The organism is Alkalicoccobacillus murimartini, assembly GCF_030813245.1.
GTDB lineage: Bacteria > Bacillota > Bacilli > Bacillales > Bacillaceae_D > Alkalicoccobacillus > Alkalicoccobacillus murimartini.
In genome coordinates, this window is record NZ_JAUSUA010000003.1 from 284,915 (window position 1) to 296,401 (window position 11,487).

Genomic DNA, 11,487 nt, shown 5'->3' on the forward strand with positions numbered 1-11,487 from the left:
CTTATGAAAAGCAAAAGTGGAGGCGCATCATGATCATCATATTAACTATGTTTCTGTTGGGAATATTATTAGGATTTATAGGAGCAGGAGGGGCGGGCTTTGTGATTGCACTATTAACGGTTGCCTTTGGATTCCCGATCCATACCGCACTAGGCACATCACTCGCAGCGATGGCTTTCACTACTCTGTCAGGCGCGTATAGTCACTATCGCGAGAAGAATATTGTAGTGAAAATGGGTCTGATTGTAGGAATATCCGCATTCTTTAGCTCATTTGCAGGAGCCAAGCTGGCCGTTTTAATACGCGAGGACACGCTTCATTATTTCACCGCTGCTATGTTGATTCTCTCAGCAGTGTGTATGCTGTTTAAGCTGATGATTTCAAAAGACACAACAGATATAAAGATGAAGAAAAACCAAGTATGGATTAGAGGCATTGGTCTTGGCCTACTCACCGGGTTGTTAGCCGGAATGTTTGGTGTAGGCTCAGCACCCTTTATCCAGCTTGGCTTGTTGATCTTTTTGCATCTCTCTCTACGCCAATCCGTCGGAACAACCATGCTTGTCATCCTACCTATTTCCATCGGAGGAGGACTTGGATACGTAACAGAAGGATTCGTTGACTGGATGCTACTCTTAAAAGTACTAATAGGAACAATGACCGGCGCATACATTGGAGCCAAATTCACAAACCTAGCCCCGAAAATAGTCCTAAAGATAGCGGTCATAGCAACCCCAGCTGTAGCTGGATTATTGCTGTTGCTGTAAGTGGGATTTTAGGGATATTGAGGAAATGTGATGATTACGTATGGTGGAATGGTGTGGGAGCAAGAGAAGGAAAGGCGTAATCAAGATGGAATGATGCTGGATCAAGAGGGATTTGATTTTATCAAGGTGGGGAGAGGGATACCAAGAGCTTAGGTGAGATCATTAAGGGATGAGCGGACTTTAGTAAGAGGTAGAGGACGTTATCAAGGTGGAATGATGAGGGACCAAGAAGGATTTGGTTTTATCATGAGGGAGAGAGCGATATCAAGAGCCTAGGTGAATTCATCAAGACCTGAGCCAACTTTAGTAAGAACCTCGCCAGATAAGGCCTAATTCAACGGACCAAAGGAAATAAAAATGGACATTTTTATTAAAGCGATTGAGTTTGAGGGTGTGGCAAGAGGGATTTGAGGTTATCAAGAGGCAGAGAGAAATACCAAGATCCAAGCTGATTTAACCAAGAGAACGTCCAAAGTTACTAAGACTGCTAACCACCTGATCTTACTAAAAAGCAAAAAGGACGACACTCTGTCGTCCTTTTTGCTTTTCTTATTCAGAGAGTTTTGGAACGGCGTCTATGATACGTCTGGGGTGTTGATCTTTGCTGATGGACTTTAGTAAATGCCTTTTGAATAAATACATAACCCAGAGATGAATTTTTGCTTGGGTGAGTGAGTAGACGAACCAAGGTAGTGATGGCTTGTATTCATGTATAGCAATCAGACATTCCTGCGAGTGAGGAATCTGCCTGAACTCGAGTCTACCGCGACCGGGTTGCTCTTCTGGTTTTGTAAAGGCTCCTCCAGTTATATAATATAGTGCTCTTCTTTCATGACTACGCTCGTGTGAATAGGTGAGCTCAAGTAGTGGTTTTTTGCCGAACAGATAGATGCTGGCATTGTGCTGATAATCCGTTGATGTTCGAATGAACGGTTTCCCTGATTCTTCTAGCCATTGAATATAACGAGTAGCTGCCCACGTTGCATCTTTGCCTGGTGGCAGAAGGACCCGTTGTACAGAACGGACATCAGAAATGACTGGACCAGATGGTTTCAGTTTTGAGGGTAAACTTTCTTGATTCTCCTTTTGTTTCTGCTCCTGCTCTTCATGTTCAAGCGCGGACTGAGCGGCTTCTTTAAATGGAATTTTTCCGTAGCTTAGATCTTTATCCATATGCTCAGGGTTTGCGACCATTGGATGAATGAGGCTTTCTATTAATGGATAAACCATTTCTTTAGGTGTCCCGGTTGTAACGCTGACCCACAGGCGGGAGAGATTAACAGTCATAAAAGGTACATTCACTAGTTTTCTCTTTTTACCCATGACCTCAGCTGTGTCAATCATCATTTCTCGATAGGTCATGACTTCTGGGCCACCCACATCGATGGATTCTCCTGTTAGTTTTTTGTTACCAATGCTGCCCTTCAAGGCATGCAGAACATCTTGGAGAGCAATCGGGTGCGTCTTCTGACGAGTCCATTTTGGAAGTAGCATCATAGGTAGTCGCTTTACTAACTTCTTCACAATAGGAAACGATGAACCTTTTGGACCAACGATTAATCCGGCACGTACAGTAGTTACTGGGACATCATAGGAACCAAGAACCTTCTCCACTTCTAAGCGGCTTTTTAAATGACGGGAGAGCTCATCCGCATCTGGGGGGATGATTCCACTCAAATAAATAATCTGTTTAACCCCATTTTTCTTTGCTGCTTGGGCAAAGTTGTCAGCGAGAATGAGGTCCATATCTTCAAACTTGGCTTGGGTCAGCTTTGCTGATGGCATCATAGAGTGAACGAGATAGACCGCATAATCAGCTCCTTCAAGTGCCTTTTCTGCGTCTTTTAAAGAAAATAAATCAGCAGATCTCCAAGTAACATTTTCTGTATTCTCATAGTTGTCGCCATTACGAGACAGAGCAATGATATTTGCTTGTTTTTCTAATTTTTTGAGGAGGTTGTTCCCAATATATCCACTTGCGCCGGTTAAGGCTATAACAGGTTTGCTTTCACTTTGTTCTAATCCGGTCATAGTGCACACTCCTATGTTGATATCGTTATTCGTATTCATACCCTAATTGTCGCTTAGATAACCTGCGAGAAGGGAAAAGGGGTATAATGGAAGAGAGCTTGCAATCATTCTCATGAGGAGTTGAAGGCACATGAAGTACAGACAGCTGGGGAATACGGAGTTAAAGATAAGTGAGTTGAGTTTTGGGACATGGGCTATAGGTGGTTCATGGGGACAAACAGATGATCCTGAGTCACTAAAAGCACTTGAGACCGCTATGGATAATGGGGTTAACTTCTTTGATACAGCAGATGTATATGGTGATGGACATAGTGAGGAATTGCTAGCAAAAGCAACAAAAGGTAAAGAGGACTCGATTCATATTGCGAGTAAATTCTGCCGAGCGGGAGATATCGAATCGCTGGATACGTACTCTGCTCAAAGTGTTCGAGAGTATTGTGAAAACAGTTTGCGACGCTTAAAGCGAGAACGATTAGATTTATATCAAATACATTGTCCACCTTTGGAGATTCTTCAAGAAGGTAGTGTTTTTCAAGTGTTAGATGATCTCCAGGCTGAAGGGAAAATTCGCCATTATGGTGTCAGTGTAGAAACCGTAGAGGAAGGACTTCTATGTTTGGATAATCCAAATGTCAAAGCTCTTCAAGTAATCTTTAATCTCTTCAGACAAAAACCACTTGAAACCTTATTTCCGAAAGCAGCGGAAAAAGGAGTAGGCATCATCGCTCGCGTTCCACTAGCAAGCGGGCTACTGACCGGGAAGTTCTCAAATGAATATACATTTGCCAGTGATGACCATCGTCATTTTAATCGTGACGGCGAGTCCTTTAATGTGGGAGAGACATTTGCTGGACTTAAGTTCGAGAAGGGACTCGATTTGGTTCAACAGCTTCTGTGGATCAGAAAAGAACGCAAAACACTCTCCAGTGCTGCGCTGCGTTGGATTCTTGACCAAGAAGAAGTAACAACCGTCATTCCGGGATTTAAAACGGCAGCTCAGGTACAAGCTAACTTAGAGGCTTTGGATGTGCCCTCGTTTACAGATGAAGAATTAGAGAAGCTTCACACGTTTTATACATCAGAAGTACATGAGCACATTAGAGGTGCATATTAATTTCCATACGCAATGAAAAAATAAATCGCAGCACCCTGAAATGGAGAAAGACATTTCTGGGTGCTTTTTTGAGTGGGAGCTTGCTAAATTGTTAGCCGTCTTAATTTTAGGCGCATTGCTCTTGGTTAAGCTCTGTAGCCCTTGGTAAACCTCGATTCATCTTGGTAATGAGGTCTTCCTTCTTGATCATCCCTCAAAATCCAATCTGATCAATAAAAATGTCCATTTTTAATCCTTATGTTCTTGTAACGAGGAGAGAATCTCAGCGTGGTCTTGCTAAAGGGAGCGGCTCTTTTAGTAAACTTAGCTCACGTCTTGCTAACGGACTCCGCCTCTTGGTGAAATCCCATCGGTCTTGATTTCAATCACATCACTCTTGCTATCGAGCTCTAGCCCTTGGCAATCCTCAATCCACCTTGGTTCTGAGGTCATTCTTCTTGATAACCCTACAAAATCCATTCAGATCAATAAAAATGGACATTTTTAATCCTTATGATCTTAAACGAGAAGAGAATCTCAGCGTGGTCTTGCTAAAGAGTGTGGGTTCCTTAGTAAGTCTAGCCTCCGTCTTGCTAACGGGCTTCGCCTCTTGGTGAAATCCCATCGGTCTTGATCTCAGACCCACCACTCTTGCTATTAACCTCCAGCTCTTGGTAAACCCTCAATCCATCTTGATTCCGAGGTCATCCCTCTTGACAACCCCACAAAATCCAATCAATTCAATAAAAATGTACATTTTTAATCCTTATGATCTTAGAATGAGGTGTGAATCCCTTCTTGGCCCCACACCGATTCCTGTTGATAATGTCTCGATAGCCACCCTCATCCCGATCCTCTCAAGTTTCGTTATTTTTTCCGAAGTTCATGTTAATATAACGTCCGTAAATGATACCGTATATTCCAAATACAACAAGTCCTAGAGCTACTGCGCCGAGGAGCCATTGTCCGAATGGTTGTTGCGATAGTTCGTACAAGGCTCCATCGAATCCTTCTGTTTCATCTGCGTCTGCTGAGATGGCTGTTCGAATGAGGAAGAAACCAATTAATGCAAAGACAATAGCACGTGCAAATAATCCAATCTTCCCCGAGGTTCGGGTCAATCTTGTTTCGTGTTTATTCATTTCACTAATTTTAAATTCTTTCATAAATAGTTCTTTGTAGGCTTTATATCCTTCATATATAGCAAAGCCAATAATTCCTGCTCCAGCTGCGCCAATCAACCACTGACCAAAAGGTTGTGAGAGAAGAATCTGAGAATAGGTTTGTTCATCACTACCACCTGATCCGCCGGAATGGGTAGCGAACTTAGCGGCATTAAAGGCGAGACTGGCATAGATAATGGCGCTGCTGAAGAATGCGATCCGAATAATGATACCTTTGGGTCCATGGCCGAAGTTGCCTGTATCAGCTATTCCGCGAATGAGCATCCAAATCACGTAACCCATTAGTCCAATGGCGACTAGCCATAACACAACTTCTCCAAATGGAATGCTTGCGAGGGATTGTAATGCACCAGTTGTATCCTCTGTATCTCCTCCTACGCCAATAGCGGCCATAAATGCGAGAACGCCAATGAGGATATACACAAATCCCTGCGACATATAGCCAATTCGACCAAATCGTCGAATCCAAGGTTTTGATTCATGCTTTGCTTCTGTTGCTTTTTGCTTCGTTTTTTCCTTGGAAGGTGGCTTATTTTTCATGATTCACATTCCTCTCTACGTTCTTACTTTAAGTTTCCCTAATATAAATAACAAAAACCTTTTGGTACGCATCTTTTCTCTGCCTCCTAACCTCTGTTATGATTAGAGTACATACCTAATTCATATCTTAGGAGGATGGATAATGGCTCATATGATGGGATTATATGATGAACCATTTGCATTAATGAAGACTGGGAAGAAAACAGTAGAGGTTCGAGTTAATGATCCGAAAAGACAGAAGCTAAGGTTAGGTGACGAGGTCGAATTTATTAAGGCACCTGTGCAGGATGATCGATTGCAAGTGACCATCACTAAGTTAAAGACGTACGAGACGTTTCGTCAGCTTTATGAAGATATTCCTCTGGATCAATTTGGGGAGAAGAATGTTTCTATAGAGGAGCTGTTGAGTCAGATTTATGCCATTTACTCGAAAGAGCAAGAGAAAGAGTTTGGTGTAGTAGCGATATACGTGAAAAGATTAGACGAATAAAAAAGGATGCCCATCTACTGGGCATCATTTTGTGCATTTTATTTAGTCAAAATAATGGGCTCATCTTTTGTGATGATAATTGTGTGTTCATATTGAGCCACAAAGCTTTGGTCGACTGTTGTTAACGTCCAGCCGTCATCAAGCTGATAAACATCCTCTGCTTTTGTTGATACAAAGGGTTCAAATGCAATGACTTCCCCTTCTTTAAACAACTTCGTATCTCTTGGGTTATAGTAATTGAAGATGTGTTCAGGTGAATCATGCAAGGAGAGACCAATCCCGTGCCCAGTTAGGTTTTTGATTACAGTAAAGCCATGTTCTTGGGCTGTTTGGTATACTGCACGGCCAACTCCATTTTGCTTTGAACCTGCTTTGAATTTCTTAAGGCCGGCAGCAAATGTTTCCTTTGTTGCGTTAACTAAGTCAGTCAACACAGGGTCTCCATTTCCAACAACAAATGAATGGCCAGTATCAGCAAAATAGCCATTTAATGAGCCGGATACATCAATGTTAACAATATCTCCTTCATTAATCACGCGAGGGCCTGGGATGCCATGTGCCACTTCTTCATTGACGCAGATGCATGTGTATCCTGGGAAATCATACGTGCTAATTGGTGCAGAGATAGCACCGAACTTTTTAAATAACTTTCCTCCAAGCTCGTCGAGTTCTTTTGTTGTTATGCCTACTCTTGTATGAAGTGTTAATTCATCACGAATTTCTGCGACTACTTTTCCAATCTCTTTTAACCCATGAATGTCTTTGTCTGTCTGTGCAATCATCTAAATTCTCCTTTTGATATATGTGTAAGTGCGTATTATCTTAAGTGTATTTTAGTCTGACTTAGCTTGTTACAAGATCCATTAAATTTATTCTACGCTTTAGTATAGCCTACATCAATCCCTTGTAAAAAAAGATGGCACTTTAATATGGATACATCTATACTAAATGGAACTATAAGTAATTAACATAGGAGGAGGAAGGCTATGATTATACGGAAAGCAACGACTGAAGACAGTTTTGCTGTGCAGCAAATTGCATATACTACGTGGCATCATACGTATAAGGATATGATTCCTTTGGATATTCAAAATCAATTCCTAAGCGAGGCTTATTCTGATAAAGCTATGAATTACCGTGTCAAAAGGATCATTGTGGCTGAGGTAAATGAAACAGTTATTGGGTTTACTGACTTTTCTATTGGAGAAGACGGTCGAAAGGCAATGTTACTTTCTCTTTATATTCTCCCAGATTTCCAAGGGAATGGAGCGGGTACGGCATTGTTTGAACACGGTATTTCAGAACTTAAGGATGTAGTAAGGTTAGATGTTGATGTCGAAAAAGAAAACGAGCCAGCATTGGAATTTTACAAAGGCAAAGGGTTTGAGTTAGAAGAAGAAATAACTGAACTATTTTATGGACACAAGGTTCATACTGTGAAATTAAGTCTGGATCTTACGCAAAAAAGAAGTGGACACTAATTGATGTCCACTTCTTTTGTCTATTGGATTAAAAAGCTCCTGAACCACCACCACTACCACCTGCACCGCCACCTGGAGAACCTCCTGATTGGGAGGAGCTTGGAGAGGCTTGAGAATTGGCTGTGTTGACACTTGATGATGTGATAACAGAAAGGGCAAGGAATGTAGTAACATCAAATGAATAAGCCATTGTCGTAGATGGTTGTGTTTTGAATACATCTTCTAACGCATTGTTTTTGTCTTTTAATTTTTTATCTCCGGTACCAATGCCAAAGATAATGGCACGCATAAGATCATCTTGCTTCCATTTGGTCATTTCTTCAACGGAAAGCTCAGCTGTCTTTTTACGATAGATGTTCCATTCGTGCGCAATTCGTGCACCTTCTTCTGTGCGCGGATGATAAAAACAAGCGTAGCTCACAAAACCAACGAATAAAAGGATTGTGAATAGTAGCCACATTGGGAGTCCGTATAAAGGAAACAACACAATGAGGGGAATAAGTAGTAGGCTGGATAAGCCAACTGTCAGCCTATAGGCTGTTTTGTTTTGATGAAGGTTCGCTTCTTTGACTTCTTTTTGTATCGCTTGTCTCCATTTTTGATCGTATTTCTGATAAGCTTCGTGGTTCTTTTTATTTTTAGCATACTCTTCAAGCTCTTGAAGTGAAAACTCGTTGTTTTGACCAATGGTGTCAAATAACCACTCGATTAAAATCTGTTCGTGTTCATTTGCTCCTTTTCGGTGAAGCAACGTGAATTGATTTTTGTCGTGTTCTTTGACATAACCTTGTCTAATGAGATCAAGTAGACCTGCTGCCATGGCTTCAGCTGGAAGGGTTAATCGTGTAAATAAAATCGTTGCGAGCATACTAAGTTTTTGTTTTGGGATGGTGCTAACAGACTCAGTGACTCGATCGAAAGACTTGTACATGCTTCTTGTTTTTAAAGAAGACAAAACAATGAGTAAAAGTAATACGAATCCAGCAATCGGAATAAAAAAGACGGCGAAAGTGGAGAGTCGGTCCTGCATTGAGGCGTAAGCAGCAGCCTCATCTATGCCTTCTTGTTCCTGTGCTAATAATTCATCTCTCTTCTGTTCATCAGAGCTGGTCGCTTCAGGGAAAAGCTCTGGTGGATAGGCAACCGTAATATTGCCATTAGAATCGTCGGATACGTTGCCAATTGCAAACTGTACTGAACCATCAGATTGAATGGATTCAGTAGCAAAAGATGTATCCATTCCATACGCAATCACGTCATCCGTATCTTCAGGTGGATGAATCGTAATCGTCATATCTTCATATGGAACCTCATTACTAGAGTCAAAAAATCCCCAGTGAAATTCAGCAACATCCTGATAAACGTCTACACCGTCCTTGATGGTATAGCTTAAGTCAACAGTTACAGGCTCGTAGCTACCAGGGCGCATAATTCTATAGAGGGCTTCGTCTTGTTCTACTTCGAGTGATTGCCCATTTTCACTCGCTTCAAAGTCAACAATCTCATCTCCCTCTTTTATATAGATCGATCGTGTTAACCCATTAAAGTCATCATCAAAATCATAAGAATGTGTTTCGTGTACTTCTACATCCCCATTACTCAAAAGAGTGGCGTCAATGGTTGTTTCAGGAATGGTAAAATCAATGGCATATGCCTTAGGTGGGAGGAGAAGGATGCCTACTAGAAGGACTAAAGTTAAACTAGTTAGTTGTTTGAACATAAAAGCACCTGCTTTCTTTCATACATATACGGATCATGTTGGCTTTGGTTTCACTGGAAATTCTTTTCGAGTTGCGAAGTAAGCATCCTAAGATGAATTAAGATATAATGACCAAGTGAAAAATTTAAGTCGCACCATCAAAAGATATGAGTGCAAGATTGGGATGAAAAAAATGAACGACCGTGTAATTGTGCCTTTATGGGCATTAGGACTTTTTATTGTCATTATGAATACAACGATGTTTAATGTATCAATACCTGGAATTATTGGAGAACTAGGTGTGACAGCCGAATTAGGTTCTTGGATTATATCCAGTTATTCTATTGGGTATGCATTAACGACAGTTATATATAGCCGACTATCGGATTCGGTTTCTATCCGATTATTAATCGCAATTGGTGTAACAATCTTAATGACAGGCTCAGTTTGCGGCATTTTCGCAACAGACTTTAACACGTTATTACTAGCACGTATCTTACAATCTGGTGGGGCAGGAGCCATTGCTGGCCTTGGAATGGTGATTGTAAGTCGACATATTCCTTACGAACGAAGAGGGAGCGCACTTGCACTCATATCTGCAGCGAGTGCGATGGCATTTGGTATGGGTCCAATCGTAGGTGGAATTGTCTATCAAACATTTGGTTGGGGTGGTCTCTTCGCCATTACATGTTTAGTTATTCTTATCTTCCCGATTATTATTCCTTTACTCCCGAAAGAAGAGCGAGCGGAAACAAAAGCCTTTACGTTCGATATGATTGGAGCAGGTTTAACAGTCATTAATACGATTTCGTTATTACTTGCAGTTACGCAACGCTCTGTTTGGATCTTTGTTTTATGTTTGGCTTCGGTTGTTGTTCATGGTCTCTATTTAAGAAGGAATAAACCGACTTTTATTCGTAAAGAGCTGCTTAAGCAACCTCCCTATGTAAAGTTATTAGTCGTTGGTTTTTGTGTTATGTCACTTAATTTAGGCAATCTATTTTTGATGCCTTTAGTATTGGCTAGTGAATTTCAAACGTCTGCAATGGGAATAGGCTTTATGATTGCGCCAGGGGCGATTCTAACAGCTGTTATCTCTAGATATGTTGGCAGAGGCATTGATCGATTGGGGAATGGCACATTTATTTTATGGGGACATGTATCTCTTGCAGGGGTAGCCCTCGTATTTTCGCTATTTACCTCTATTTCACCCTTAGTCATTCTTATTGGCTACTTGGTTTTCTCTCCTGCTTTTTCTGCGACCTTAAGTGCTCTAAATAACGAAGTATCCAGGATTCTTCCGGATGAGTATATTGGTTCAGGTATGGGGATGATGCAACTTGCACAGTTTATGGGAGGTTCACTTGCCGTAGCGGTTTGTGGGGTCCTCATATCGTTTCATGTGAATGTTTCAATCATCCATGAATATGGTTTTGTCTATCTGTGTTTACTTGGTCTAATTGTTTGTTCATTGGTTGTCTATCTCTGGTTTCGTCATTCAGCAGCCAATGGAAAAAATAGTGATGGATCAACTCTATAAAGATGTGGAGGAATGTATAGGTGGATACCTTTTTTCAAAGCGTATATCAAATCGTACAAGAGATTCCAAAAGGGCGCGTGGCAACTTATGGACAGATTGCACGTTTACTTGAGCAACCTCACAACGCAAGAGTTGTTGGGTGGGCAATGAGGCAGGCACCGAGTGGTCTGCCAAGTCACCGCGTCATAAAAAAATCAGGCGAGCCTTCGCCTGATCTTATATTTGATGGGAAGGGGACTCAGCGTGAGCGTTTAGAAGCTGAGGGAATCCCATTTCTTGCAAATGGTCAAGTTCATATGGAATTATGTTTGTGGGAGAGGTAATCAAGCTTCTAGCGAAGTAACAATGATATCTTCTCCAATGATTTCTGATACTTGTAAAATCGTAAAGACAGAAAGAACATCTTCTCTAATGTTATAGAGCTTAATGGTTATGTGTTGTTCCTTCAAAGACTCAATTAAATGAATTAGTAAACCAATCCCTGATGAATCTACAAAAGGAACGTCAGAAAAATCAAGAAAAATCTCCTTTTGTTTCTCTAGGATAGGCACGAGTTCGTTTTCAATTTTTTCTGTGCCATCGATATCTAAGTCTCCATGTAATTCAATATAAAGCGTTTCTTCTTTTTTCTCAGTTGAGAAATCAATCATGGATACGTTCCT

General features: G+C 41.2%; 12 protein-coding genes. 7 read left to right on the forward strand and 5 right to left on the reverse strand.

What is annotated here, in order from left to right; translation table 11 throughout:
- The first annotated feature begins 29 nt into the window (after positions 1–29).
- Positions 30–767: a sulfite exporter TauE/SafE family protein gene (locus J2S05_RS12215; RefSeq protein ID WP_306983172.1), complete on the forward strand. Its 738-nt coding sequence runs from the start codon at positions 30–32 to the stop codon at positions 765–767.
- A 30-nt stretch (positions 768–797) separates the two neighbouring features.
- Positions 798–920: a hypothetical protein gene (locus tag J2S05_RS12220; RefSeq protein WP_306983175.1), complete on the forward strand. Its 123-nt coding sequence runs from the start codon at positions 798–800 to the stop codon at positions 918–920.
- Positions 921–1,316: 396 nt separating this feature from the next.
- On the opposite strand, the gene J2S05_RS12225 is transcribed toward J2S05_RS12220, so the two are convergent.
- Positions 1,317–2,798, reverse strand: a complete 1,482-nt coding sequence (locus tag J2S05_RS12225) for an NAD(P)H-binding protein (RefSeq protein WP_306983176.1) — start codon at positions 2,796–2,798, stop codon at positions 1,317–1,319.
- 130 nt (positions 2,799–2,928) lie between these two features.
- Between J2S05_RS12225 and J2S05_RS12230 the strand changes: the two genes are divergently transcribed.
- Entirely contained in the window at positions 2,929–3,912 is a 984-nt protein-coding gene (locus J2S05_RS12230) for an aldo/keto reductase (protein ID WP_306983178.1), read from the forward strand.
- Positions 3,913–4,748: 836 nt separating this feature from the next.
- On the opposite strand, the gene J2S05_RS12235 is transcribed toward J2S05_RS12230, so the two are convergent.
- Positions 4,749–5,615: a DUF1206 domain-containing protein gene (locus J2S05_RS12235; RefSeq protein WP_306983179.1), complete on the reverse strand. Its 867-nt coding sequence runs from the start codon at positions 5,613–5,615 to the stop codon at positions 4,749–4,751.
- 142 nt (positions 5,616–5,757) lie between these two features.
- Here J2S05_RS12235 and J2S05_RS12240 point away from each other — a divergent pair, with 142 nt between their 5' ends.
- Positions 5,758–6,105: an ASCH domain-containing protein gene (locus J2S05_RS12240; protein ID WP_306983182.1), complete on the forward strand. Its 348-nt coding sequence runs from the start codon at positions 5,758–5,760 to the stop codon at positions 6,103–6,105.
- A gap of 38 nt (positions 6,106–6,143) precedes the next feature.
- Here the strand turns inward: J2S05_RS12240 and map are convergent, their stop codons facing one another.
- Positions 6,144–6,887 (reverse strand): type I methionyl aminopeptidase, encoded by a 744-nt coding sequence (gene map / locus J2S05_RS12245; RefSeq protein ID WP_306983184.1) that lies wholly within the window; start codon positions 6,885–6,887, stop codon positions 6,144–6,146.
- A gap of 204 nt (positions 6,888–7,091) precedes the next feature.
- Between map and J2S05_RS12250 the strand changes: the two genes are divergently transcribed.
- Entirely contained in the window at positions 7,092–7,586 is a 495-nt protein-coding gene (locus tag J2S05_RS12250) for a GNAT family N-acetyltransferase (protein ID WP_306983186.1), read from the forward strand.
- Positions 7,587–7,614: 28 nt separating this feature from the next.
- On the opposite strand, the gene J2S05_RS12255 is transcribed toward J2S05_RS12250, so the two are convergent.
- Positions 7,615–9,306 carry a DUF2207 domain-containing protein gene (locus J2S05_RS12255; protein ID WP_306983187.1) on the reverse strand — a complete coding sequence of 564 codons (1,692 nt, stop codon included), beginning with the start codon at positions 9,304–9,306 and terminating at the stop codon, positions 7,615–7,617.
- Between the two features lie 172 nt (positions 9,307–9,478).
- Between J2S05_RS12255 and J2S05_RS12260 the strand changes: the two genes are divergently transcribed.
- Together J2S05_RS12260 and J2S05_RS12265 are read left to right on the forward strand one after the other, a co-directional pair.
- Complete coding sequence (locus J2S05_RS12260; protein WP_306983190.1) at positions 9,479–10,825, forward strand: MFS transporter; 1,347 nt, start codon at positions 9,479–9,481, stop codon at positions 10,823–10,825.
- Between the two features lie 20 nt (positions 10,826–10,845).
- The gene (locus tag J2S05_RS12265) at positions 10,846–11,148 is read left to right on the forward strand and encodes an MGMT family protein (RefSeq protein ID WP_306983191.1); all 303 of its coding nucleotides are present in this window, start codon (positions 10,846–10,848) and stop codon (positions 11,146–11,148) included.
- On the opposite strand, the gene J2S05_RS12270 is transcribed toward J2S05_RS12265, so the two are convergent.
- A complete protein-coding gene (locus J2S05_RS12270) occupies positions 11,149–11,475 on the reverse strand; it encodes an STAS domain-containing protein (protein WP_306983193.1) in 327 nt (108 codons plus the stop codon).
- Between the last annotated feature and the right edge of the window lie 12 nt (positions 11,476–11,487).